At 72.7% G+C, this 24,768-nt stretch carries 20 protein-coding genes, 1 tRNA gene and 2 pseudogenes; 19 read left to right on the top strand and 4 right to left on the bottom strand.

From position 1 onward, the window contains the following. On the bottom strand, positions 1 to 807 hold an 807-nt coding region (locus tag HUN59_RS00455; RefSeq protein WP_174779309.1), incomplete at its 3' end, for an acetamidase/formamidase family protein. A gap of 151 nt (positions 808 to 958) precedes the next feature. On the opposite strand from HUN59_RS00455, the gene HUN59_RS00460 reads away from it, so the two are divergent. The 3 genes and pseudogenes from HUN59_RS00460 (at position 959) to HUN59_RS19575 (ending at position 3,566) form a co-directional block, all read left to right on the top strand. Next, entirely contained in the window at positions 959 to 2,152 is a 1,194-nt protein-coding gene (locus tag HUN59_RS00460; RefSeq protein ID WP_174777180.1) for a D-alanyl-D-alanine carboxypeptidase family protein, read from the top strand. 204 nt (positions 2,153 to 2,356) lie between these two features. Beyond that, positions 2,357 to 2,722: pseudogene (locus HUN59_RS20035) on the top strand (serine hydrolase domain-containing protein); the annotation flags it as partial. 139 nt (positions 2,723 to 2,861) lie between these two features. After that, a complete protein-coding gene (locus HUN59_RS19575; RefSeq protein WP_254629952.1) occupies positions 2,862 to 3,566 on the top strand; it encodes a hypothetical protein in 705 nt (234 codons plus the stop codon). A gap of 16 nt (positions 3,567 to 3,582) precedes the next feature. Here HUN59_RS19575 and HUN59_RS00470 read toward each other — a convergent pair whose 3' ends face one another. Beyond that, on the bottom strand, positions 3,583 to 4,377 hold the full coding sequence (locus HUN59_RS00470; RefSeq protein WP_058740883.1) for an SGNH/GDSL hydrolase family protein: 795 nt from the start codon (positions 4,375 to 4,377) through the stop codon (positions 3,583 to 3,585). A gap of 23 nt (positions 4,378 to 4,400) precedes the next feature. Here HUN59_RS00470 and HUN59_RS00475 point away from each other — a divergent pair, with 23 nt between their 5' ends. From HUN59_RS00475 to HUN59_RS00500, 6 genes and pseudogenes are all read left to right on the top strand, one after another. Then, complete coding sequence (locus HUN59_RS00475) at positions 4,401 to 5,555, top strand: acyl-CoA dehydrogenase family protein (RefSeq protein WP_174777181.1); 1,155 nt, start codon at positions 4,401 to 4,403, stop codon at positions 5,553 to 5,555. Between the two features lie 58 nt (positions 5,556 to 5,613). Beyond that, positions 5,614 to 6,864 (top strand): DNA polymerase IV, encoded by a 1,251-nt coding sequence (gene dinB, locus HUN59_RS00480; protein WP_174777182.1) that lies wholly within the window; start codon positions 5,614 to 5,616, stop codon positions 6,862 to 6,864. 119 nt (positions 6,865 to 6,983) lie between these two features. Continuing rightward, on the top strand, positions 6,984 to 8,783 hold the full coding sequence (locus HUN59_RS00485) for a DEAD/DEAH box helicase (protein ID WP_174779310.1): 1,800 nt from the start codon (positions 6,984 to 6,986) through the stop codon (positions 8,781 to 8,783). Positions 8,784 to 8,790: 7 nt separating this feature from the next. Beyond that, on the top strand, positions 8,791 to 9,000 hold the full coding sequence (locus tag HUN59_RS00490) for a hypothetical protein (protein ID WP_114851209.1): 210 nt from the start codon (positions 8,791 to 8,793) through the stop codon (positions 8,998 to 9,000). A gap of 98 nt (positions 9,001 to 9,098) precedes the next feature. Beyond that, complete coding sequence (locus tag HUN59_RS00495; protein WP_058740879.1) at positions 9,099 to 10,427, top strand: NAD(P)/FAD-dependent oxidoreductase; 1,329 nt, start codon at positions 9,099 to 9,101, stop codon at positions 10,425 to 10,427. A gap of 121 nt (positions 10,428 to 10,548) precedes the next feature. Further along, a pseudogene (locus HUN59_RS00500) lies at positions 10,549 to 10,993 on the top strand (alcohol dehydrogenase catalytic domain-containing protein); the annotation flags it as partial. A 418-nt stretch (positions 10,994 to 11,411) separates the two neighbouring features. On the opposite strand, the gene HUN59_RS00505 reads toward HUN59_RS00500, so the two are convergent. Next, positions 11,412 to 11,497 (bottom strand) — tRNA-Leu (locus HUN59_RS00505). Between the two features lie 171 nt (positions 11,498 to 11,668). Between HUN59_RS00505 and HUN59_RS00510 the strand changes: the two genes are divergently transcribed. From HUN59_RS00510 to mshC, 3 genes are all read left to right on the top strand, one after another. Further along, positions 11,669 to 12,997, top strand: a complete 1,329-nt coding sequence (locus HUN59_RS00510) for a M20/M25/M40 family metallo-hydrolase (RefSeq protein WP_058740876.1) — start codon at positions 11,669 to 11,671, stop codon at positions 12,995 to 12,997. A gap of 61 nt (positions 12,998 to 13,058) precedes the next feature. After that, entirely contained in the window at positions 13,059 to 13,889 is an 831-nt protein-coding gene (locus HUN59_RS00515) for an undecaprenyl-diphosphate phosphatase (RefSeq protein ID WP_174777183.1), read from the top strand. After that, positions 13,886 to 15,130 carry a cysteine--1-D-myo-inosityl 2-amino-2-deoxy-alpha-D-glucopyranoside ligase gene (gene mshC, locus HUN59_RS00520; RefSeq protein ID WP_174777184.1) on the top strand — a complete coding sequence of 415 codons (1,245 nt, stop codon included), beginning with the start codon at positions 13,886 to 13,888 and terminating at the stop codon, positions 15,128 to 15,130. Before HUN59_RS00515 ends, mshC begins: the two co-directional genes overlap by 4 nt. A 229-nt stretch (positions 15,131 to 15,359) precedes the next feature. On the opposite strand, the gene HUN59_RS00525 is transcribed toward mshC, so the two are convergent. Next, positions 15,360 to 16,286 carry a proteasome assembly chaperone family protein gene (locus HUN59_RS00525; protein ID WP_058740873.1) on the bottom strand — a complete coding sequence of 309 codons (927 nt, stop codon included), beginning with the start codon at positions 16,284 to 16,286 and terminating at the stop codon, positions 15,360 to 15,362. 145 nt (positions 16,287 to 16,431) lie between these two features. Between HUN59_RS00525 and HUN59_RS00530 the strand changes: the two genes are divergently transcribed. From HUN59_RS00530 to HUN59_RS00560, 7 genes are all read left to right on the top strand, one after another. Then, the gene (locus HUN59_RS00530) at positions 16,432 to 17,142 is read left to right on the top strand and encodes an HAD family hydrolase (protein ID WP_231048874.1); all 711 of its coding nucleotides are present in this window, start codon (positions 16,432 to 16,434) and stop codon (positions 17,140 to 17,142) included. After that, positions 17,139 to 18,224, top strand: a complete 1,086-nt coding sequence (locus HUN59_RS00535; RefSeq protein WP_254629953.1) for a tRNA (adenine-N1)-methyltransferase — start codon at positions 17,139 to 17,141, stop codon at positions 18,222 to 18,224. Before HUN59_RS00530 ends, HUN59_RS00535 begins: the two co-directional genes overlap by 4 nt. A gap of 43 nt (positions 18,225 to 18,267) precedes the next feature. Beyond that, entirely contained in the window at positions 18,268 to 19,191 is a 924-nt protein-coding gene (locus HUN59_RS00540) for an FKBP-type peptidyl-prolyl cis-trans isomerase (RefSeq protein ID WP_174777185.1), read from the top strand. Positions 19,192 to 19,293: 102 nt separating this feature from the next. Further along, positions 19,294 to 20,349 (top strand): helix-turn-helix transcriptional regulator, encoded by a 1,056-nt coding sequence (locus HUN59_RS00545; RefSeq protein WP_174777186.1) that lies wholly within the window; start codon positions 19,294 to 19,296, stop codon positions 20,347 to 20,349. After that, positions 20,342 to 21,313, top strand: a complete 972-nt coding sequence (locus tag HUN59_RS00550; RefSeq protein ID WP_058740870.1) for a helix-turn-helix transcriptional regulator — start codon at positions 20,342 to 20,344, stop codon at positions 21,311 to 21,313. The genes HUN59_RS00545 and HUN59_RS00550 overlap by 8 nt, the downstream gene beginning before the upstream one ends. A gap of 250 nt (positions 21,314 to 21,563) precedes the next feature. Continuing rightward, positions 21,564 to 22,316, top strand: coding sequence for a twin-arginine translocase subunit TatC (gene tatC / locus HUN59_RS00555; protein ID WP_114851203.1), 753 nt, complete (start codon positions 21,564 to 21,566; stop codon positions 22,314 to 22,316). Further along, positions 22,316 to 24,757, top strand: coding sequence for a DEAD/DEAH box helicase (locus tag HUN59_RS00560; protein WP_174777187.1), 2,442 nt, complete (start codon positions 22,316 to 22,318; stop codon positions 24,755 to 24,757). The genes tatC and HUN59_RS00560 overlap by 1 nt, the downstream gene beginning before the upstream one ends. The last annotated feature ends 11 nt before the right edge of the window (positions 24,758 to 24,768 follow it).

The raw sequence follows: 24,768 nt of genomic DNA on the forward strand, positions 1-24,768 counted from the left end.
GAGCGCGACCTCGCCGTCCCCCTGCGCGAAGTGCGGGTCGCCGACGTACACCGACGCGCCCGGCACGAGCACGGGCAGGTGCAGCTGGGCTCCGGCCTGCAGCAGGTTGACGTCGACGTTCCCGCCGTGCCGCCCCGGTGGGACCGAGTGGAGCCGTTCGCCCGGGGTCGCGACACCGGTGATGCCGAGGAACGGGGCGAGCGGGAAGCGGGCGTACCGGTCGCGGGACTCGGTGAGCGGGATGCGGCCGAGCAGCCCGTCCGGTCCGGGGACGACGTCCGCGAAGACGCTCACGGTCGTGCCGTCGACCGGGTACTCGCCGTGCAGCGCGCCGCGGCCGTGCCGGTTCGACACGACCCCGTACGGGACCCGGGGCAGCGTCTCGAGCACCGTGACGGTCAGGACGTCCCCGGGCTCTGCGCCCTCGACCGCGATCGGGCCGGTGACCACGTGCGGTCCGTCGTGCTCCGGGTCGCGGCGAGCGGCACGGACCACCACGACCGCGTCGTCGAGGACGTGCTCGCGGGGCACGCCGTGCCGGGCGAAGAACGCCACCGGGTCGTTGCCCTGGTCCGGCAGGAGCCCCTCGTGGCTGAGCGTGTCGATCGTCACCTCGGCACCGGACGGCACCGTCATCACCGTGCGGTCGGCGTCGCTCGGCAGGCGTCCCCACAGCGCCTGCCCCGGGTCGACCGGCAGGTACCGGTCGGAGCGGACCGGACCCGTGCCCGGTTGCAGGACAGGCACGGCGGGGGCGGACGAGGACGGCGGCACGGGCGCGGTGCCCGGGGTGGATCCGTGGAGCATGTCCGTCACGGTAGGGGGCGTCCGGGGCCGCACCGGGCCGTCCCGCCGATGTTTTACACGTTCGTCACACGCGGCACCAGGTCACGCCCCGGTACGCTCCTGTGCCGTGCCAGCAGTCGTCCGTCGCCCCCGCTCCGCCATCAGGAGGCCCGTGACGATCACCGTCGTCGCCGTCCTCGTGCTCGTCGTCGGGTTCCTCGTCGCGGCGGCCGTCGTGCCGTTCGCCCCGGCGAGCGCGCGGACCACGACGTACGCCGCCCCGACCTCGACGCTGCCGGCGCTGTCCTTCCCTGGCTACGGCGCGACCGCGGTCGAGGCCACCGACTTCCCGGAGAGCCTGCGGACGAGCGGGGACCGCCGGGCCCGGTCGATCGCGAGCATCTCGAAGGTCGTGACCACGCTCGTCGTCCTCGACGCGAAGCCGCTCCGACAGGGCCAGGCGGGACCGACGATCACGTTCGACGCGCAGATGCAGGGGCTCTACGCGACCTACGCGGCGCAGAACGGCGAGGTCGCCCCGATGCCCGCGGGGCTGCAGCTGTCGCAGTACCAGACCATGCAGGTCATGCTCATGAAGTCCGCGAACAACTACGCCGGCGCGCTCGCACTCTGGGCGTTCGGCTCGATGGACGCCTACCAGCGCGCCGCGACGACCTGGTTGCACGCGCACGGGCTCGACGACACCACGATCCACGAGCCGACGGGCCTGGACCCGGGCAACACCTCGACCGCGACCGACCTCGTCGACCTCGGGCAGCTCGCACTCGCGGACCCCGTGGTCAAGGAGATCGTCGGCACCGCGCAGGCCACGGTCCCCGGCGCCGGGCAGATCGAGAACTCGAACAAGCTGCTCGGGATGGACGGCGTCGAGGGCATCAAGACCGGAACGCTCGACCAGGCCGGCGCCTGCCTGCTGTTCGCCGCCACCTACGAGCGGGGCGGCCGGACCGTCACGGTCGTCGGGGCGATGCTCGGCGGGGTCGACCACGACTCGCTCGACGTCGACGTCCAGCGGCTCCTGCGCTCGGTCGCCGACAACTTCCAGGTCGTCACCCTGACGCACGCCGGGCAGACGTTCGGGACGTTCTCGACGCCGTGGCGGGACGAGGCCGACGCCGTCTCGGCGAAGGCGGCCGAGGTCCTGGTCTGGGGACGGACCACCGTGACCGCGAAGACCACGCTCGAGCAGCTCACCTTCGGCGCCGCGGGGGAGCGGGTCGGGCGTGTGCGCTTCACGATCTCCGATCACGACCCGGTCACCGTGCCGCTCGTCCTCGAACGCGGGATCGAGGACCCCGGCGTCTGGTGGCGCTGGACGAACCCGTTCCAGGGCACCGCCGCCTGACCCCGAGCACCGCGTAGTGTCGGCGGGGTGACGACGACGTTCCCCCGGTCCACCCCGTCCGCCCTCGGCATCGACGCACGCGGGGTGTCCGCGTTCCTCGACGCCCTCGAGACCACTCCGGGCGTGGAACCCCACTCGTTCCAGTTGCTCCGGCACGGGCAGCTCGCCGCTGAGGGCTGGTGGGCGCCGTACGCGTCCGATCGCGTGCACCTGCTCTACTCGCTGAGCAAGAGCTTCACCGCCGCCGCCGTCGGCACCGCGGTCCGGTCGGGCCTGGTCGACCTCGACGGAACCGTCCTGTCGTACTTTCCCGAGCTCGACGCCGACGTCACCGACGAGCGCAGCCGGCGCATCCGCGTGCGGCACCTGCTCGCGATGGCGTCCGGGCACCGCGAGGAGGCCCTCGAGCGCGCCCGCGCCGCCGACCCGACGAACCTCGTCCGCGGGTTCCTCCTGACGCCCCCGGACGAGGAGCCCGGCAGCGTCTTCGCCTACAACCAGCCCTGCACCTACACGCTCGCGGCGATCGTCCGACGCGTGACCGGCGGTTCCCTGGTCGACTGGCTCCGCCCGCACGTCCTCGACCCCCTCGGGATCGAGGACCTCGCCTGGAAGATCGACGAGACCGGCGCCGAGCTCGGCTTCAGCGGCTGCTACGCCCCGACCTCGGCCGTCGCCGCACTCGGGCAGCTGTACCTGCAGGGGGGGCGTGTGGGAGGGCCAGCGCATCCTCGACGAGGACTGGGTGGCCGCCGCGACGAGCGCCCAGGTCGCGAACCCGGACGAGGAGAACGTCGACTGGCGGCAGGGCTACGGCTTCCAGTTCTGGATGGCCCGGCACGGCTTCCGCGGCGACGGCGCCTACGGCCAGTTCTGCGTCGTCCTGCCCGAGCAGGACGTCGTCCTCGCCCTGACCGGGCAGAGCACCGACATGCAGGCCGTCCTCGACGCGGCCTGGCAGCACCTGCTGCCCGCCGTCGATGCTGTGGACACAGACGCTGCGGACACCGACGTGGCAGCCGACACCGCCCTGGAGGCACGGCTCGCCTCCCTGGGGCTGCCGCCCGTCGAGGGGGTGGAGCTGCACGACGACGCGGACGGGTCCTACGCGGCGACCGGCGTCGCCGACGGGGTGCGTCTCGCGCGTTCGGGCGACGGCTGGCGCGTCACGGTGGAGGTCGACGGCGGCACGCTGACGTGCCCGGTCGGTCAGGGCACGTGGGCGGTCGAGGGTCCGCTCGCCGCGAGCGGGGCCCGCCGGCGCGAGGGGGTCGTCGCGGTCGACGTCCGTTTCGTCGAGAGCCCGCACCGGCTCCGCCTCCGGCTCGACACCGGCACCGGTACGGCGACCTCGTCGTGGGCGACGCAGCCGTTGCACGACGGACCGCTGACGCTCCGGCGCCCGGCCGACTGATCGGCCGTCGCCCGGGCTAGGGCGTGTCGGAGCGGTGCTCGACGACGTCCTGCAGCTCCGGGCGCTTCGGGGAGACCCCGTCGCCGGAGGACGTGTGCCGGATCCGGCGCACCACCCACGGCACGAGGTACTCGCGCGCCCACCCGAGGTCCTCGACGCGGGCCTCGCGCCACGGTCGGGCCTCGAGCGGCTCCGGCACGAACGGCTCCAGCCCGTGGTCGACGCCCAGGGTGTCGAGCACGGCCGCGGCGACGGTGGCGTGGCCCGTGGGGGAGTGGTGCAACCGGTCCGGCGCCCACATCCGCGGGTCCCGGAGCACCCGGAGCGCCCACATGTCGGCGACGAGCGCCCCGTGCTTCAGCGCGATGGCGTGCAGGTTCTCGTTGTAGATCGCCGTCTTGCCGCGGACCATCCCGAGCACCGGGGTCATGCCGACGTCGGGGCCGGTGAACAGCACGACCGTCGCACCGTCGCTCCGGAGCCGCTCGACCATGCCGTCGAACCGCTCGGCGAGCTCGTCGGGGTCCGACCCCGGTCGGATGATGTCGTTGCCGCCGGCCGAGACCGTGACGAGGTCCGGCCGGAGCGCCAGGGCGGGCTCGACCTGCTCGTCGACGATCTGGCCGAGGAGCCGACCGCGGATCGCGATGTTCGCGTACGCGAAGTCGTCGGTGCGGTGCGCGAGGACCTCGGCGACCCGGTCGGCCCAGCCCCGGTTGCCGCCGGGCACGGTCGGGTCGGGGTCCCCGATGCCCTCGGTGAACGAGTCACCGATCGCGACGTACCTGGACCACGGATGACGATCTGACACGTCCCGAACCGTAGTCTCGTGCCATGACGAAGGCCAACCCCGCCTGGAGCCTGCCCGAGGACCTGCTCGCCCGGATCGCGGCGCGGGCGCCCGGGTACGACGCGGACAACGCCTTCTGCGCCGAGGACCTGGCCGAGCTCCGTGCCGCCGGGTGGCTGCGGATCGGGGTGCCCGTCGAGCAGGGCGGCTCCGGGCTCGGCCTCGCCGCGACGGCGCGGTTGCAGCAGGAGCTCGCGCAGGCCGCACCGGCGACCGCGCTCGGGTTGGGGATGCACCAGGTCTGGGTGCAGGCGGCCCGCAGCGTGTCCGCACAGGGTGGGTCGTTCCTCCAGGCCGTCACCGACCACGCGGCGGACGACCAGCTGCTCGCGTTCGGGGTGAGCGAACCCGGCAACGACGCCGTCCTGTTCGACTCGTCGACGACGGCGGAGCCGGACGGCTACGGGGGCTACCGCTTCACCGGGACGAAGGTGTCAACGTCGCTCGCACCGGCGTGGGACGTGCTGAGCGTGTTCGGGAAGGACACCAGCGGGCCGGAGCCGCGGCTGGTGCACGGGTTCGTGCTCCGCTCCGACGGCGACGTCGAGCACCTGGACGACTGGGACACGCTCGGGATGCGCGCGACGCAGAGCCGGACCACCCGGCTGCTCGGCGTGCACGTGCCCGCGGAGCGCATCGTGCGGTCGCTGCCGGTCGGCCCGACGAACGACCCGCTCGTGTTCGGGATCTTCGCCGCTTTCGAGCTGCTCGTGGCGTCGGTGTACGTCGGGATCGCGTCCCGCGCGGTGGACCTGGCGGTCACGGCGGTGTCCGGTCGCGCGGGGCGGGACGGGGTCCCGCGGTCGCAGGACCCGGACGTCCGTCGGACGATCGCGGACCTGCGCGGCGCCGTCGACGCCGTGGCGCTGCAGGTCGGGTCGCTCGCCCGGTCGGTGGACGAGGGCGAGGACCTGGGCGCGCGGTGGTTCCCCCTGCTCGTCGGGACCAAGGCGCGGACGGTCGACGCGGCGCAGCACGTCGTCGACGAGGCGATGCGCGTCGTCGGCGGGCGGGCGTACGCGGCGGACTCGGAGCTGGCGCGGCTCGCCCGGGACGTGCGTGCCGGGCAGTACCACCCGTCCACGCGGGACTCCGCAGCGCGGACGATCGCGGCGGCGGAGCTCGGCCCGCTCGCGTAGCGCCGCGGGAGCGCGGCGGCCGGTCGTCGGTGTCGGTGGGGCGTGGCATCATCGGCGCGTGAGCAAGCAGGACGGACGCAACCGGCTCGTCTCGGACCGTCCCGTGGACGACCTGACGGCGACGGTGCTGCACGTCGACATGGACGCCTTCTTCGCGTCCGTCGAACTGCTCGACCGTCCCGACCTGCGCGGCCTGCCCGTGATCGTCGGCCACGACTCCGACCGGTCCGTCGTCACCGCGGCCACGTACGAGGCCCGGAGGTACGGCGTGAACTCCGCGATGCCGATGGCCGTCGCCAAGCGCCGCTGCCCGAACGCGATCATCGTCGAGCCGCACTTCGAGAAGTACACGGCGAAGTCCGCCGCCGTGATGCGCGTGTTCGAGAGCTTCACGCCACGCGTCGAGAAGCTCGGCATCGACGAGGCGTTCCTCGACGTCGCCGGAGCGCTCCGGCTCTCCGGCACCCCGTGGGAGATCGGTCGGGCGATCCGCGCCGCGGTCCTCGCCGAGACCGCGCTGCACTGCTCGGTGGGCGCAGCCTCGACCAAGTTCGTCGCGAAGCTCGCGTCCAGCCGGGCGAAGCCGGACGGGCTCCTCGTCGTCCCGGCCGAGCACACCGTCGCGTTCCTGCACCCGCAGCCCGTCTCCGCGCTGTGGGGCGTCGGCGGCACCACGCAGGAGAAGCTCGAGCGGCGCGGCATCCGCACGGTCGGCGACCTCGCGCACACCCCGCTGCCCTCCCTCGTCGCGGCACTCGGACCCGCCGGCGGCCAGCGCCTGCACGACCTGTCGTGGGGGCGTGACCCGCGGGTCGTCGACACCGGCGTCAGCGAGAAGTCGATCGGGCACGAGACCACGTTCGGCCACGACCTCACCGAACGCGACGACGTCGCCCGCGAGCTCCTGCGCCTGGCCGACAAGGTGGCCGTCCGGCTCCGGCGCGCCGACGTGCAGGCCCGCACCGTGGCGCTCAAGGTCCGGTACACCGACTTCAGCACGCTGACCCGGTCGCGCACCCTCGCCGAACCCACCGACGTCGCCAAGCGGCTGCACCACGAGGCCGTCGAGCTCTACGACGTGCTGCACCGGCCGGGCAACCGGATCCGGCTCATCGGCGTCCGCGGCGAGAACCTCGTGCCCGCCGCCGCGAGCAACGCGCTGTGGGACGACGACGCGCCGTGGCGGGACACCGAGACCACCGTGGACGCCGTCGCTGCACGCTTCGGCGCGGGCGTGCTCCGGCCCGCCTCGCTCGTCCGCGGCACGCCCGAGCAGCGGCCCCCGCACGCCCGGCAGGACCCCGCGTGACGGTAGACTCGCGTGAAGTGAGCGCAGCGGAGTACGACGACCAGCAGCAGCCCGCGACACTGTGGGGCGACACCCCCGAGACCGTCGCGGACGGCGCCGTCCGTCCGCACGAAGACGCCGTGGCCCAGGCCGAGAACGCCGGCAACGCGGCCGCCGAGCACCTGTCGCCGGCGTTCCCCGAGCGGGCCGCGTGGGGCACGGCGTCGAAGCTCCGCGCCTGGCAGGTCGAGGCCCTCACGAAGTACTTCGAGAAGGAGCCGCGCGACTTCCTCGCAGCCGCGACCCCGGGCGCCGGCAAGACCACGTTCGCGCTCCGGCTCGCGACCGAGCTCCTCGCCCGCGGCACGATCGACCGGATCGTCGTCGTCGCGCCGACCGAGCACCTCAAGCGGCAGTGGGCCGACTCCGCCGACCGCGTGGGCATCCGGCTCGACCCGATGTTCAAGAACGGCGACGGCATGTTCGGCCGGCACTACCAGGGCGTCGCGATCACGTACGCCCAGGTCGGCATGAACCCCGAGGTCCACCAGCGCATCACCGCAGGCGGGAAGACACTGGTCATCCTCGACGAGGTGCACCACGGCGGCGACGCACTGACTTGGGGTGACGGCATCCGCGAGGCGTTCACGAAGGCCACGCGCCGACTGTCGCTCTCCGGGACGCCGTTCCGCTCGGACACCGCCCCGATCCCGTTCGTGCAGTACGCCCCCGACGAGCAGGGCATCCGCACCTCGGTCTCCGACTACAACTACGGCTACGGCCGCGCGCTCAAGGACGGCGTCGTCCGACCGGTGCTCTTCATGGCCTACGCCGGCCAGATGCGCTGGAAGACCCGGATGGGCGACGAGATGTCGGCCTCGCTCGGCGAGCAGGTGACGAAGGACATCACGGCGCAGGCGTGGCGCACGGCGCTCTCCCCGGAGGGCGAGTGGATGCCGGCCGTGCTGTCCGCCGCCGACAAGCGTCTGACCGAGGTCCGCCGAGGTGTCCCGGACGCCGGCGGGCTCGTCATCGCCACCGACACCACGACGGCTCGTGCCTACGCCCGCATCCTGCAGCGCATCACGGGGGAACGACCGACGGTCGTGCTCTCGGACGAGGCCGCCGGGTCCAGCCGCATCCAGGCCTTCTCCGAGGACACCTCGCGCTGGATGGTCGCCGTCCGCATGGTGTCCGAGGGCGTCGACGTCCCCCGGCTCTGCGTCGGCGTCTACGCCACGAGCGCGAGCACCCCGCTGTTCTTCGCGCAGGTGATCGGCCGCTTCGTGCGCGCCCGTCGCCGTGGGGAGACCGCGAGCGTCTTCCTGCCGAGCGTGCCGAACCTGATGGCCCTGGCCGCCACCCTCGAGCTCGAACGCGACCACGCGCTCGACCGTCCGAAGGACGCCGACGACGGGATGTACAACCCCGAGGACGCGATGGTCGCCGAGGCCAACAAGGAGGACCGCGCGTCGGAGAGCCTGCTCGAGGTGCAGCCCTTCCAGGCGCTCGACTCGCAGGCCTCGTTCGACCGTGTCCTCTACGACGGCGGCGAGTTCGGCACCGGTGGCGAGGTCGGTTCGCTCGAGGAACTCGACTTCATCGGCATCCCCGGGCTGCTCGAGCCCGACCAGGTGCGTGACCTGCTCCGCGCCCGCCAGGCGACCCAGGCCAAGCGGTCGCGCGGTCGTGCGGTGAAGGACGGCCTGCCGAAGCAGCAGCCCGCGGCGGACCGCCCGATGTACCAGACGCTCAAGGAACAACGGACCGAGCTCGCCCGGCTGGTGTCGATCTGGTCCCGGCACGCGAACGAACCGCACGGCGCGATCCACGCCGAGCTCCGACGCATCAGCGGTGGCCCGGCCGTCGCGCAGGCGAGCGTCGAGCAGATCCAGAAGCGCATCGACGTCCTGCGCTCCCGCATCGGCAACCGACGCTGAGCCGCTCGTGATCGAGCAGGTCGACGACCGCACCTGGTACGTCCGACGCACCCCCGAGTCCTCACCCGAGGCGATCATCGACCGCTTCGGCGGCGGCTACCGACTCCGCCGGTTCTCGCTCACCGAGTCCCGCCGCACCCCGCACGGTGTGTACACCGGGCCGGAGCTCGCCGAGACCGCGTGGTGGCGACTGCAGGACCGTCCACGCGGACGGTGACCGGTGCACCGACGGACCGCGGACACCCGCCGTGCCGTCGCCGGACCGCGCGGCGCGGCTTGGTGACGCGACCAGGCTTCTTCCGGTAGACCGGACGCATGGCAGACTCCATCCCCCACGTCCTCGTCCTCGGCGGCGGCTCCGCCGGCTACACCACGGTCAAGCAGCTGCAGAAGCACGCGGCGACCGTGCCGATGCGCATCACGCTGGTGGACCAGAACACGTACTACACGTACCTGCCGTTCCTGCCGGAGGTCGCCGGCGGCCACATCGCGCCGAAGGACGTCACGTTCGAGCTGCGCCGCGCGCTCAAGAAGACCCGCGTCATCCAGGGCAAGGTCACCGGCATCTCGTCGAAGGACAAGACCGTGTCGATCGCCACGGCCGGTGGCGACGACCGCACCCTCGGCTACGACCAGCTCGTCGTCGCGCTCGGCTCCGTCACCCGTACGTTCCCGACGCCGGGGCTCGAGGAGTACGGCGTCGGCTTCAAGACCGTCGAAGAGGCCGCCTACGTCCGCGCGAAGCTCCTCGACAACATCGCGAAGGCCGCTGCCACGCGTGACGAGGACGAGCGTCGCCGTCTGCTCACGAGCATCTTCGTCGGCGGTGGCTACACCGGGGTCGAGGCCATCGGCGAGCTCTTCGACGTGTCGCAGGCCGCCATCAAGACCTACCCGTCGCTCGCCGGCGAGCAGCCCCGCTGGGTGCTCATCGACGCGCTCGACCGCGTGGCGCCCGAGGTCGGCCCGGAGCTGTCGAAGTGGACCCTCGAGTCGCTCCGCGCCCGCGGCATCGACGTCCGCCTGAAGACCACCATGCCGAGCTGCGAGGGCGGCGTCGTCAAGCTCTCCGACGGCGACGAGTTCGCGACCGGACTGCTCGTCTGGACCGCCGGCGTCAAGCCGAACCCGCTCCTCGACGCCTCGGACCTGCCCCGCGGCCCGAAGGGGCACCTCGCCGCGAACGCGAAGCTCCAGGTCGAAGCCGAGGACACGCACGAGGTCGTCCCGGGCGTCTGGGGCCTCGGTGACGTCGCCCAGGTCCCCGACCTGACCGCCGAGAAGCAGCCGGCGTACTACCCGCCGAACGCGCAGAACGCCGTCCGCCAGGCCGTCGTCGCCGCCGACAACGTGGTCGCCACGATCACCGGCAAGCCGCTCGAGGAGTACCGCCACCCGTCGATCGGCACCGTCGCCTCGTACGGCGTCGGCAAGGGCGCCGCGAACATCAAGGGCGTCAAGATGACGAACCTGCTCGCCTGGCTCGCCCACCGCTCGTACCACGTCTACGCGATGCCGACCCTGAACCGGAAGGCGCGCATCGTCATCGGTTGGGTCACCGGTGCGGTGTCCGGTCGCGACGCGACCTCGCTGATCAAGGAGACGGACCCCCGCCGCAACTTCGTCGAGGCGTCCAAGTCCTAGGGACGTCACCACCCAAAGGACGGGAGGCGCGGTGCCAGCTGGCACCGCGCCTCCGGTCCGTTGTGGGTCGCCTCCCACCCGACCAGGCCGAGCGTGGCGCGCACGAGCGAGAGGAGCGCGCATGCGCGCCATGACGTACCGCGGGCCGTACCGGGTCCGCGTCGAGGAGAAGCCCGACCCGCGGATCGAGCACCCGGACGACGCGATCGTGCGGGTCGAACGCGCCGCGATCTGCGGGTCCGACCTGCACCTGTACCACGGGATGATGCCGGACAGCCGCGTCGGCCACACCTTCGGGCACGAGTTCATCGGGGTCGTCGAGCAGGTGGGACCGTCGGTGCGGAGCCTCGACGTGGGCGACCGGGTGTTGGTGCCGTTCCACATCTCGTGCGGCAGCTGCTGGTTCTGTGCCAGGGGACTGTTCACGAACTGCCACAACGTGAACCCGAACGCCACCGCGGTCGGCGGTGGTCTTCGGCTACTCGCACACCACGGGCGGCTACGACGGTGGGCAGGCCGAGCGCGTGCGCGTGCCGTTCGCCGAGGTCGGGCCGCAGGTGCAGCCGCTGGCCGGTCCGGCCGGCGTCGTGAAGCGGTACGCCTACCGACGCTTCAGCGAGGGTCGGCTGGCGCACTGGATGCTGTTCGTCGTCGGTGACCGCATCGACGTCGCGACGCACCGGGTGACGGACGCGCTCCGCGGGAGGCCGGACCGGCTCCTGCACGAGACCGGGGTGCGCTCGGAGCGGGTGACGCACCCCGTGCGGGCGCGACTCGGGTCGTCCCGCCGGGACTGGCGGCACCAGCTGCTCGACCCGGTCGTCGCGAACTGGGGGTGGCTCGCGGCGATCGGTGGCGTGGTGGTGGTGGTGCGGCGGCTGCGGCGGCGCTGAACCCTGGCGGAGCCGGGGCGGCCCATGCAGCGCCGCCCGCGCAACGCAGAAGGCCCCCTGACCGAAGTCAGGGGGCCTTGCGCTGTTCCTGTGTCCGAGGGGGGACTTGAACCCCCACGCCCTAATACGGGCACTAGCACCTCAAGCTAGCGCGTCTACCAATTCCGCCACCCGGACAGGTGTTTCCAGTTGTGTGCCAGAGCCGATCCGGGCTGTTCCCCCGGCCGTTCTGACAGGAGAAGACACTAGCACGGCCCTGAACGCCCGATGAACACGGACGCGCATCCCGGGCGCGTCCTCGGTCGCGCCACCGACCGACGCGCCGACGCGGCCCGGTAGCGTGAGGGCATGAGCGACCAGCAGGCGAGCGCCGACCCGACCGAGCAGGACCTCGAGGCGACGGCCGCGATCGCGCGGGACCTCATCCGCATCGACACGACGAACTGGGGCGAGGGGAAGTCCCGCGGCGAGACCGAGGCAGCGCACTACGTCGAGGCGAAGCTCCGCGACCTCGGTCTGGAACCGCAGCTCTTCGAGTCGGAGCCCGACCGCGTGAGCGTCGTCGCCCGGGTCCCCGGCCGCGACCGCAGCAAGCCCGCCCTCGTCGTGCACGGACACCTCGACGTCGTCCCCGCCGACCCCGCGAACTGGACGGTGGACCCGTTCGGCGGCGAGGTCCGGGACGGCATGCTCTGGGGCCGCGGTGCCGTCGACATGAAGAACATGGACGCCATGATGCTCACGTCGCTCGCGGACGTCGTCGAGCGGCAGGGAGCGCCCGAGCGGGACCTGGTGATCGCGTACTTCGCCGACGAGGAGGCCGGGGGCGTGCTCGGCTCCCACCACGTCGTCGAGCACCACCCCGAGGTCTTCGCCGGGGCGTCGGCGGCCATCAGCGAGGTCGGCGGGTACTCGATCACGCTCGGCGACCGACGCGCCTACCTGCTGCAGACCGGCGAGAAGGCGCTGATGTGGATCAAGCTGGTCACCCGCGGCACCGCGGCGCACGGGTCCCACGTCATCCGCGACAACGCCGTCACGAAGCTCGCGGCGGCGGTCGCCCGCATCGGCAGCGAGGAGTGGCCGGTCCGGCTGTCGGCGACCACCGACGCGATGGTCGCCGAGGTCGCCCGGTTCCTCGGCGTCGACCCGACGGTCACCGGCCCCGACGAGGTCGCCCTCGCGACCGGGTCGGCCTCGCGGTTCATCCACGCGGCGCTGCACACGACGTCGAACCCGACGGTCCTGACGGCCGGGTACAAGCACAACGTCATCCCGGACACCGCCGAGGCGCTCGTCGACATCCGCTGCCTGCCCGGCGACGAGGAGTCCGTGCTCGCGCGCGTCCGGGAGCTCGCGGGCGACGACGTCGAGGTCGTGACGTCCTTCCGCGACATCGGGCTCGAGCAGGACTTCGGCGGCCCGCTCGTCGACGCGGTCCGGGACGTCCTCGGCCGCCACGACCCGGGTGCCCCGGTGCTGCCCTACCTGCTCTCGGGTGGGACCGACAACAAGGCACTCTCGACGCTCGGCATCGCCGGCTACGGCTTCGTCCCGCTGCAGCTGCCGGCCGACGTCGACTTCCCGGCGATGTTCCACGGCGTCGACGAGCGGGTCCCGCTCGACGCCCTGGCATTCGGGCGGCGCGTCCTCGGCGACCTGCTCGCCACGTACTGATACATTGCCGGGTCGCCCCCGCGGCACCGTCCTGCCTGCTGACCCCTGAAAGGCCCGCACGATGCACATCCTCGAGGCGATCTTCCTCGGTTTCGTGCAGGGACTCACCGAGTTCCTGCCCGTCTCGTCGAGCGCGCACCTGCGCATCGTGGGCCTGTTCCTGCCCGACGCGAAGGACCCCGGCGCGGCCTTCACGGCGGTGACGCAGCTCGGCACCGAGACCGCGGTGCTCATCTACTTCTGGAAGGACATCACGCGGATCGTCGGGCGGTGGTTCCGCTCGGTCCTCCGGCGGGACGTCCCGAAGGGCGACCCCGACGTCCGCCTCGGTTGGCTGGTGATCCTCGGCACGATCCCGATCGGGGTCGCGGGGCTGCTGCTCAAGGACTCGATCGAGACCACCTTCCGGTCCCTGTGGATCGTCGCGGTCGTCCTCATCGTGTTCGGCATCGTGCTCGGCGTGCTCGACGTCGTCGGTCGCAAGGTGCGCCGCATCGAGCACATGACGTTCCGGAGCGGCCTGCTCATCGGTCTCGCGCAGGTGCTCGCCCTGGTGCCGGGTGTCTCGCGCTCCGGTGCGACCGTCTCGATGGGCCTCGCGCTCGGCTACACCCGTCCGGCCGCGGCGCGGTTCGCGTTCCTGCTCGCGATCCCGGCGGTGTTCCTGTCCGGCTTCTACGAGGCCGCGACGAGCCTCGGGGACACCGGCGCACCCTTCGGACTCGTCGACACGCTCGTCGCCACGGTGGTCGCCTTCCTCGTCGGCTTCGTCGTGATCGCCGCGTTCATGAACTACATCTCGAAGCGGAGCTTCCTGCCCTTCGTGGTCTACCGGATCGCACTCGGTATCGTGCTCATCGTGTTGCTGTCGCTCGGAGTGGTCCAGCCGTGAGGGCCTGGGAGGCCCCGTCCGTCCCCGACGTCCCCGGGGAGGGCCCTCGTCCCGTCGTGCACGACACGGCGTCCGGGCACCCGGTGGACCCGACGCGCGGCGAGGACCGCGCCGCGCTCTACGTCTGCGGCATCACGCCGTACGACGCGACGCACCTCGGCCATGCCGCGACCTACCTGGCGTTCGACACACTCGGCCGGGCATGGCGGGACGCCGGGCTCCTGGTCGAGTACGCGCAGAACACGACCGACGTCGACGACCCGCTGCTCGAGCGAGCCGCCCGTGACGGCGTGGACTGGCGCGAGCTCGCCGCCTCGCAGATCGATCTGTTCCGTCGCGACATGGAGGCGCTCCGCGTCCTGCCGCCGGACGAGTACGTCGCCGTCACGGACGAGGTCGAGCGCGTCGCCGAGGCCGTCGCCTTCCTGCAGGAGACCGGCTACGCCTACGCGGTCCCGACGGCGGAGTCCGAGGGCGACGACCTCTACTTCGACGTGAACCGCCCCACCGAGGCGTGGACGCTCGGGGACGAGAGCCGACTGGACCGCGAGACGATGGCGCGCCTGTCGGCCGAGCGCGGCGGCGACCCCGACCGTGCCGGCAAGCGCGACCCGCTCGACCCACTGCTCTGGCGCGCCGCGCGCACGGGGGAGCCGTCGTGGGACACCGTCGTCGGTCCGGGACGTCCGGGCTGGCACATCGAGTGCAGCGTCATCGCGGGCGACCGCCTCGGCCTGCCGATCAGCGTGCAGGGCGGCGGCAGCGACCTCGTCTTCCCACACCACGAGATGAGCGCCGGTCACGCGGCGGCTCTCGCGCACCAACCCCTCGCGAACGCGTTCGTGCACACCGGGATGATCGCCTACCAGGGCGAGAAGATCTCGAAGTCGCTCGGCAACCTCGTCACCGTCCGCGGCCTGCTCGACGACGGCGCCGACCCCCGCGCGATCCGCCTCGCACTGCTCTCGCACAGGTACTCAGACGACTGGGAGTGGTTCGACGGCGAGCTCTCGAGCGCCACGGCACGACTCGCGACCTGGGACGCCTGGGCCGCCGGCGAGCCGGCCGGACACGCGGACGACGCCGCCGACGTCGCCGCGCGCATCCGTGCACGGGTCGCCGACGACCTCGACACGCCCGGAGCGGTCGCCGCGGTGGACACCGCGATCGCGGGCGGCACGGCCGTCACGCCGGAGCTCGTCGACCTCGTCGACGCCCTGCTCGGCATCCGCCTCGGCTGACAGGTCGGCCCGCGCCGGTCGAGCGTGCACGACACGCCGCGCGTGTGCCGCTGGGCGGGCACGTCTCGTCGGCGGACGGCGCCGAACGGGCCAGATCTGGCGCGCTCGGCGCGCCGAGCGGGAGGGCGGCCTGCACACGACGCGGCTGGCGGTTGGCGGACGCGACCGCAGACGGACGGGAGGCGCGGTGCCAGCCGGCACCGCGCCTCCCGTCCGCTCGTGGGTGCGTCTACTGCTGGGGCGGCCGCCAGGGACCCTCGCCACCCGCGGTGCCGCCGTCCTTGCCGTCCTTGCGCTCCCGCCGCCGGAGGTACTGCTCGAACTCCTGCGCGATGGCGTCCCCGGACGCCTCGGGGGAGTCGACGGTGTCCCGGGCCTGCTCGAGCTGCCCGATGTAGCTCGCCATGTCCTCGTCGTCGGCGGCGAGGGCGTCGATGCCCTCCTCCCACTCCGTGGCCTCGTCGAGCAGGGTGCCGCGCGGCACGGTGACGTCGGTGAGCTCCTCCATCTTGTCGAGCAGCGACAGGGTGGCCTTCGGCGAGGGGGAGTTGTGCACGTAGTGCGGGACCGAGGCCCAGAGCGACAGGGTCGTCAGGCCCGAGGTGTCCATCGCGTCGGACAGCACGCCGAGGATGCCCGTCGGGCCCTCGTACGTGGAGCGGTCGACATCGAAGGCCGAGCGCACCCCGGCGTCCTCGCTCGAGACGAACACCGAGATCGGTCGGGTGTGCGGCACGTCGGCGAGCATCGCCCCGACGAACACCACGGCGTCGATCGAGTACACGTCCGCGAGGTCGATCACCTCGGCGCAGAAGCCGCGCCACGTCCGCGAGGGCTCGGGGCCGACGAGCACGAAGACCTCCCGCTCGGACTCGGCACCCGTGGCGCCGACGACCGGTCGACCGTCCTGGCCGGGGCCGTACAGCACGATCCGGGGCCAGGTGATGCCGCGGGAGCCGTCCTCCGAGGTCCCGACCTCGGGTCGGTTGAACTGGTAGTCGACGTACCGTTCGCCGTCGATCTCGCGCAGTTCGTCGAGCCCCAGGGCGTCCACGATGCGGCGAGCGAGTCCGCTGGCCGCCTCGCCGGCGTCGTTCCAGCCCTCGAACGCGACGACGAGCAGTCGGCCGTCGCTGAAGGGGGAGTGCTGTGGCACGGAGGGGCCTCCTGGTGGTGGAGCGGGGCACGCGCGGCACGCGCGCGGCCGGACACGGGACGAGTACCCCAGGATAGGCCCGGCGCTCGTCGGGGCGCGGGGGCGTCCGCGTGCAGCGGAACCCCGACCGCTAGACTCGTCGCCCGTGACCGCCCAGCACCCCGACCGAGTCCTGCCCGCAGCCGTGCTGTGGGACATGGACGGCACGCTCATCGACACGGAGCCGATCTGGCAGCAGTCCCAGGTGGAGCTGACCGCCCGGTACGGCGCCGAGTGGACCCACGAGGACGGCCTCTCGCTCGTCGGGTCCGGCCTCGAGCGCTCGGGGGAGATCCTCCGCGACAAGGGCGTCGACATGGAGGTCGAGGAGATCGTCCAGTGGATGACCGACTACGTGACCGAGCGGCTCGACGGCGAAGAGCTCCCGTGGCGCCCGGGTGCGCGTGAGCTCGTCGAGGAGCTGCACGACCGCGGGGTCCCGACCGCCCTCGTGACGATGTCCCGCCGCAAGATGGCCCTGGTCGCGGCGGAGGCCCTCGGCGCCCGTGGCTTCCGTGTCGTCGTCGCCGGTGACGACGTCGACCGCCCCAAGCCCTTCCCGGACGCGTACCTGGCCGCCGCCGACGCCCTCGGCGTCGAGGCCACGGCCTGCGTCGCGGTCGAGGACTCAGCCACCGGCGTCGCAGCGGCGGTCGCGTCCGGCGCCGTCACGGTCGCCGTCGAACACATCGTGCCGCTCTCCGAGATCGGCGGGGGCGACGTGCACCTGACGACTCTCGACGGGGTCGACGTCGACCGCCTGGTCGAGCTGACCGGCCCGGCCCTGGCCGCCCGCACCGAGGCGGTGGCCCGATGACGACCGAACAGCACGACGACCAGCACGACGAGCTCGCCGCCCTGCCGCACACCGCCGGGGGCGCCCCGCACACCCCGCCGCGGGGTCCGTTCCGCGCCGGGGACCGCGTGCAGCTCACCGGACCGAAGGGCAAGCTCACGACGCTGTCCCTGGAGGCCGCGGGGGAGTACCACACCCACCGCGGTGTCCTCCGGCACGACGACGTCATCGGCCAGCCGGACGGCTCCGTGATCCGGGCGAGCACCGGCGACGAGTACCTCGCGCTCCGCCCGCTCCTCAACGACTACGTCATGTCGATGCCCCGCGGCGCTGCGATCGTCTACCCGAAGGACGCGGCCCAGATCGTGGCCTTCGCCGACGTGTTCCCGGGTGCCCGCGTGGTCGAGGCCGGCGTGGGGTCCGGTGCGCTGTCGCTCTTCCTGCTCCGCGCGATCGGCCCCACGGGCCGTCTGCAGTCCTTCGAGCGTCGTGAGGAGTTCGCGGCGATCGCCCGCGGCAACGTCGGGACCTTCCTCGGCGCCGTCCCGGACAACTGGTCCGTCACGGTCGGCGACCTGGTCGAGGAGCTCCCGGACGCGACCGAGCCGCAGAGCGTCGACCGGGTCGTGCTCGACATGCTCGCCCCGTGGGAGTGCGTGGACGCCGCGGCGGACGCGCTCGTCCCCGGCGGGCTCATCGTCTGCTACGTCGCCACGGTCACGCAGCTGTCCCGCACCGCCGAGGCCCTCCGCGACACCGGGCGCTTCACGGACCCGCAGTCGAGCGAGACCCTCGTGCGCACCTGGCACGTCGAGGGCCTGGCCGTCCGACCGGACCACCGGATGGTCGGACACACCGGCTTCCTGGTCACGGCACGCCGCCTGGCCGACGGCGTCGTGCTCCCCAACCTGAAGCGTCGCGCAGGCAAGGCGGAGTTCTCGGACGAGGACGTCGAGGCCTGGACGCCCGGCGCCGTGGGGGAGCGGTCGGCCAGCGACAAGAAGCTCCGCAAGGTCGCGCGGCAGGCGGCAGCGCAGGCCCGCAAGGTCGCCGCCGCCGAAGCCGGTGCAGCACAGCCCGGTCCGGCCGAGGGCGACCGGTAGAGTACCGACCGTGCCCGTCCTGCATCGAACGGAAAGAGGGTCCGTGCGCACCATCCCCGCACTCCTGGTCACCATCGGCCTCGCCGCCGCCCTCACCGGCTGCTCGGCCAGCGGTGCCGGCACGACGCCGCCCCGCTGCGCCGCCCCCGGGGCCGCGTCGCAGGCGGTCACCGCGAGCGGTGCGTTCGGCAAGGAGCCGAAGGTGAACGTCCCGGCCGGGCTCACCACGAAGGGCACGCAGGTCTCGGTGCTCCGCTCCGGTGACGGCCGTGCGGTCGAGCAGGGCACGCCCGTCCTCGTCGAGTACACGCTCGTCGACGGTGCCACCGGCAAGGTCGTCGAGACGAGCGGCTACTCCGGCCAGAGCGCGCTGCTCACCGCGGGTGCGGACAAGTTCGGGGCCCTCGGCGCCGCGCTCGAGTGCTCGAACGTCGGCGACCGCCTGGCCGTCGCGCTCCCGAAGAGCGCCCTGACCGCCGGGGTGAGCACCTCCACCGAGTCCTCGAAGACCGAGGACGCCGTCGTCGCCGTGGTGGACGTCCGCCGCGCCTACGACGCCCGCGCGACCGGGACCCCGCAGCTCGCGGGCGACAGGATGCCCGCGGTCGTCCTCGCACCGTCCGGCGCCCCCGGCATCACGATCCCGTCGTGGAGCGCGCCGACCAGCGACGAGTACCACCTGCTCCGCAAGGGCAGCGGCGCCGAGCTCACCGACAAGGACACCGCGGTCTTCAAGTACACGGCCGTGACCTGGGGCGACTCGACCGCCGACTCGAACGTGACCGGCTCGAACTGGACCGACGGCTCGGGCGCGCAGACGCTGCCGCTCGCCGAGGGCCAGGTCATCGACGGCGTGCGCAAGGCCGTGATCGGCCGTCACGTCGGCGACCAGGTCCTGGCGATCGTGCACCAGGGCGGTTCGGCGACGGCGTACGTCATCGACGTCCTCGGCGTCATGCCGTCCTGATCGGGTCCCTCCCGGACCGGCTCCCGCGCACCGCGTCGAGCCGTCCACCGACCGACGCGCGGGTGCACTCCGGTGCACCCGCGCTGTCGTAGGATCGGGCTCGTGCCAGCGACCCGAGCTCCCCGTGTGCCCGCCGAGGAGCGGCTCTTCAGCCTCGTGCTGGCGCTGCTCTCGACGGAGTCCGGGCTGACGAAGGCCGAGATCCTCGCGAACGTGCAGGGCTACCGGCAGCGCTTCACCCCCGGCGGCGACAACGCCTCGCTCGAGCGGCAGTTCGAACGCGACAAGGACGACGTCCGCGAGCTCGGCATCCCGCTCGAGACGATCGAGACCCCCGGGGCGGCCGGCAACAACCAGACCCTCCGCTACCGGATCCCGAAGGGCGAGTACGACCTGCCGCTCGACGTCCGGTTCACGCCGGACGAGTCGGCGCTGCTGTCGCTCGCCGCGATGGCCTGGCGCGAGGGCGCGCTGTCCGCCGACTCCCGCCGGGCCCTCCTCAAGGTCCGTTCGGCCGGCACGGACGACTCCGCCGCCGACGACACCGGCGCCGACGACGTCGAGGACCCCCGCGGCATGGCCGCCTACGCCCCGCGCCTCCGGACCCGCGACGCGGCGTTCGAACCCCTGCGGTCCGCGCTCGACCGAGCAGCGGCCGTGCGCTTCGACTACATCACGCCGGGCGAGCACGAGCCCCGGCAGCGTGACGTCGCACCGCTCGCGCTCGTCCAGCACGGCGGCCGGTGGATGCTCTGCGCGCACGAGTTCTCGACGGGCGGGACGAAGAACTACCTGCTCTCCCGGATCGTCGGTCCGGTGACCACCCACCACCCCGGACAGCACCCCGCGCCTGCCGGTGCGGGCGAGCGCGCCCTCGCCGAGCTCGACCGGATCTGGGCCGAGCGGACCGCGCGCATCGCCGTGCAGCCCGGCTCGGACGCCGAGCGGCGGCTGCAGCGCCGTCGGGGGACCGAGGTCGACGGCGGCGGCGTGCTCGTCGTGCACCACGTCGACCCGCAGATCCTGGCCGAGGAACTCGCCGCGTTCGGTCCCGAGGTCCGCGTGCTCGAGCCCGCCGCACTGCGCGAGCGGGTGGCGGCCCGGCTCCGCGGCCTGGTCGCCGACCACACGGACCCCGAGGAGACCGCACGTGGCTGACCAGCAACCGCTCCAGGCGCAGGACAAGCTCGCGTTCCTGCTCGTGCTCGTCCCGTACCTGATCGACCACGAGCGCGTCTCGGTCGCCGACGCCGCACGGCACTTCGGGGTCACCGAGCAGCGCATCCGCCGGGCCGTCGAGCTCATCGCGGTGTCCGGGGTCCCCGGCGAGACCATGCAGTACCAGCACGGCGACCTGTTCGACATCGCGTGGGACGACTTCGAGCAGAACGACATGATCGTGCTGACGAACCTCGTCGCGATCGACGACGCGCCCCGGCTCTCCGCGCGCGAGGCCTCGGCGCTGATCGCCGGGCTCCAGTACCTGTCCGCCCTGCCCGAGGCCGCCGACCGCCAGGCCATCCACGACCTCATGGCCAAGTTGTCGCGCGGCGCCGGGGGAGCGGCGTCGAACGTCGCCGTCGGCCAGGACCTGCACGACGCCACGCTCGCGACGATCCGGCGCGCGATGGCTGACGGCCGCGGGCTCGTGTTCGACTACGCCGGCCCGCGCACGCGCGGCAGCACCCGCCGCGTCGACCCGCTCCGGGTGGAGTCGATCGACACCGACTGGTACCTCCGCGCCTGGGACCTGGACCGCGACGCGCTCCGGACGTTCCGCCTCGACCGGATGTCCGCCGTGGCCGTCGACGACCGCGCTGCCGAGCGGTCCACCGCAGACGTGGTCATCCCGGACACGCTCTTCCAGCAGTCCGGCCAGGACGTCATCGTCACGGTCGAGCTCGACTGCTCGGCGCTGCCGCTCGTCGCGGACTTCCTCGCCGACACGGCCGACGCCGAGGACGCCGACGGCCGCGTCCGCATCCGTCTCGCCGCGTCGAACGGCTTCGACGGCGTGGTGCGGCTGGTCGCCGGGCTGCCGGGCCGCGCAGTCGTCCTCGACCCCCCGGCGGCGCGCGCGGCCGTCCGGTCGTTCGCCGAGGCGGCCCTGGCCGCCGAGTAGCGGGCGCCTGCCGGGCCGCGCGCGCGTCGCGTCGTGCGCGTCGTGTCGGGCGTGACGCGACCCCGTGACGGACGGGAGGCACGGGGTCGGCCCGCACCGTGCCTCCCGTCCGCCTCGACGCGGCCTGTGCGTCGCGCCCGCGCGACCGACTTGTCGGTGCCGGTCCCGTAGGATCGACCGCATGGCTTCGACGACCGCGAGCGGGCGAGCGGAGCGGCCCGGTCGTCCGAAGAAGGACACCGAGGGCCGCATGTCGCTCGGGCAGCACCTCATCGAGCTGCGGAACCGGCTGTTCAAGGCCGTCGTCGCGGTCGCGGTCTGCGCGATCGGTGGCTGGTTCCTCACGCCGTTCGTGCTCGACGCGCTGCGCGCGCCGGTCACCCAGCTGGCCGAGGTCGGCGGCCACACCGCCGAACTGAACTTCCCGATGATCACCGGGGCCTTCGACCTGAAACTGCAGATCGCGATCACGATCGGCATCGTCATCTCGAGCCCGGTCTGGCTGTACCAGGTGTGGGCGTTCATCGTCCCCGCGCTCGTGCGCCGCGAGAAGCAGTACGTGTTCGGGTTCCTCGGCACCGCCATCCCGTTGTTCTTCGCCGGGTGCTGGTTCGGGTGGTACATCCTGCCGCACGTCGTCGGGATCCTCGGCAGCTTCGTCTCCGCGCAGGACACGTCGATCGTCGACGCCAAGGCCTACTACGACTTCGTCATCAAGCTCATCGTCGCCGTCGGCATCGCGTTCGTCCTGCCGGTGTTCCTCGTGCTGCTGAACTTCGTCGGCGTGCTGTCGGCCGCCTCGATCATCAAGGCCTGGCGCGTCGCGATCCTGTGCATCCTGGTGTTCTGCGCGATCGTCACGCCGTCCGCCGACGTCATCTCGATGTTCCTGCTCGCCGTGCCGATGGTCGTGCTCTACATCGCGGCCTGCGCGGTGACGTGGATCCACGACCGTCGGGCGGCCAAGCGCCAGGCGAAGCTCGACGCGGAGTACGGAGCCTGATGACCACGGAACTCAGCCCCGCCGAGCGGTACCGGGCGGCGAAGGTCCGGAACCGTTCGCGCAACCTCGAGCTGTTCCGCACCGACCTGCGCTTCGACCTCGACCCGTTCCAGACGGCCGCGTGCGACGCCCTCGACCAGGGCCGCAGCGTCCTGGTCGCCGCGCCGACCGGTGCGGGCAAGACGATCGTCGCCGAGTTCGCGATCTGGCTCGCGATGCGCCAGCCCACGCCGAAGGTGTTCTACACGACGCCGATGAAGGCGCTGAGCAACCAGAAGTACGCCGAGCTCGTGCAGGCCTACGGCGAGTCCGAGGTCGGGCTGCTCACCGGCGACACGAACGTCAACCCTCGCGCCCGGGTCGTCGTGATGACGACCGAGGTCCTGCGGAACATGATCTACGCGGGCTCCGACCTGCTCGACGACCTGGCGTGGGTCGTCCTCGACGAGGTGCACTACCTGGCCGACCGGTTCCGCGGCGCGGTCTGGGAAGAGGTCATCCTGCACCTCCCGACCGAGGTCCGACTGGTCTCGCTGAGCGCGACGGTCTCCAACGCCGAGGAGTTCGGCGACTGGCTGCAGACCGTCCGCGGGGACACCGACGTCATCGTGTCCGAGGACCGTCCGGTGCCGCTCGAGCAGCACGTGCTCGTCGGCTCGAAGATGGTCGACCTGTTCGACTCCAGCGGTGCCGCGGCGACGAACCGCGTCAACCCGGAGCTCCTCCGGCTCGTCGGCGGCGCGTCCCGCAGCGAGCGGCACGGCGGCGGACACCGCGGGCGCCGTGGACGCGGCGGGTACCAGGAGCACCGCGGACCGCGCACCGAGAAGATGTTCCGCGAGCAGATCGCCCGCGTCCTCGACGAGCGCATGCTGCTCCCGGCGATCTTCTTCGTGTTCAGCCGGAACGGCTGCGACCAGGGCGTCCGCCAGGTGCTCCGCTCCGGGGTGTCGTTCACCACCGCGCAGGAGCGGCGCGAGATCCGCGAGACCGCCGAGTACCACTGCCGGACGCTCCTCGACGAGGACCTCGCCGTCCTCGGGTACTGGGAGTGGCTCGAGGGGCTCGAGCGCGGCGTGGCGGCCCACCACGCCGGACTCCTGCCCGCGTTCAAGGAGGTCGTCGAGGACCTCTTCCGCCGCAAGCTGCTCAAGGTCGTGTTCGCGACCGAGACGCTCGCGCTCGGGGTGAACATGCCGGCGCGGACCGTGGTGCTCGAGAAGCTCGAGAAGTTCAACGGTGAAGCCCGTGTGCCGATCACCCCGGGGGAGTACACGCAGCTCACCGGTCGCGCGGGCCGACGGGGCATCGACGTCGAGGGGCACTCGGTCATCCAGTGGTCCGACGGGCTCGACCCGCAGGCCGTGGCGTCCCTCGCGAGCCGGCGCACGTACCCGCTCAACTCGTCGTTCAAGCCGACCTACAACATGGCGGTCAACCTGATCGACCAGTTCGGGCGGCAGCGCACGCGCGAGGTCCTCGAGACCTCGTTCGCACAGTTCCAGGCGGACCGCTCGGTCGTCGACCTCGCCCGCAAGGTGCGGTCGCAGCAGGAGTCGCTCGACGGGTACCAGCAGGCCATGGAGTGCCACCTCGGTGACTTCACCGAGTACGCGGCGCTCCGCCGGCAGCTCTCCGACCTCGAACGGACGAACGTGCCCGGCGGCCGCGAGGCATCGCACGGCGCCAAGCGCGACCGGCAGGCGGCGATCACCGAGGTCCGTCGGCAGATGCAGCGGCACCCCTGCCACGCCTGCCCGGACCGCGAGGCGCACGCCCGCTGGGCCGAGCGCTGGTACAAGCTCAAGCGCGCCAACGACAAGCTCGTGCAGCAGATCCGCTCCCGCACGGGCGCCGTCGCGACGACCTTCGACCGGGTGACGGACGTGCTCCTGCAGCTCGGCTACCTGGTGCCGACCGGTGACGGCGAGGCGACCGTCGCACCCGGCGGCCGACGCCTGCAGCGGATCTACGGCGAGCGGGACCTGCTCGTCGCCGAGTGCCTCGAGGCGGGGGTCTGGAAGGACCTCACGCCGGCGCAGCTCGCCGCGATGGCCGCCACGATCGTCTACCAGCCGCGGCGCGAGGACGCTCCCGGCACCGAGCACGCCCTGCCCCGCGGCGCGTTCCGTCCGGCGCTCGACGAGACCCTCACGATCTGGGCGCGGCTCGACGACGTCGAGCGGGACGCACGGCTCGCCGGGTCGCAGCCGCCCACGCCCGCGATGGCAGTGGGCATGTTCCGCTGGGCGTCGGGGTCCGCGCTCGACGACGTGCTCCGCACGCTCGACCTGCCCGCCGGGGACTTCGTGCGCTGGTCGAAGCAGGTCATCGACCTGCTCGACCAGGTGAGGAACGCGGGCGACGACGACCTGTCAACGACCGCGCGGCGCGCGACGGACGCGGTGCGCCGCGGCATCGTCGCCTACGCGACGGTCTGACAGGAGGCACC

This window comes from Curtobacterium sp. Csp2 (assembly GCF_013347165.1).

Bases quoted from the DNA above. Each gene is read 5' to 3' on its own strand.
- HUN59_RS00475 (WP_174777181.1), top strand. From the start codon at position 4,401: ATGACGAAGGCCAACCCCGCCTGGAGCCTGCCCGAGGACCTGCTCGCC.
- HUN59_RS00495 (WP_058740879.1), top strand. From the start codon at position 9,099: ATGGCAGACTCCATCCCCCACGTCCTCGTCCTCGGCGGCGGCTCCGCC.
- HUN59_RS00510 (WP_058740876.1), top strand. From the start codon at position 11,669: ATGAGCGACCAGCAGGCGAGCGCCGACCCGACCGAGCAGGACCTCGAG.
- HUN59_RS00515 (WP_174777183.1), top strand. From the start codon at position 13,059: ATGCACATCCTCGAGGCGATCTTCCTCGGTTTCGTGCAGGGACTCACC.
- HUN59_RS00535 (WP_254629953.1), top strand. From the start codon at position 17,139: ATGACGACCGAACAGCACGACGACCAGCACGACGAGCTCGCCGCCCTG.
- tatC (WP_114851203.1), top strand. From the start codon at position 21,564: ATGTCGCTCGGGCAGCACCTCATCGAGCTGCGGAACCGGCTGTTCAAG.
- HUN59_RS00560 (WP_174777187.1), top strand. From the start codon at position 22,316: ATGACCACGGAACTCAGCCCCGCCGAGCGGTACCGGGCGGCGAAGGTC.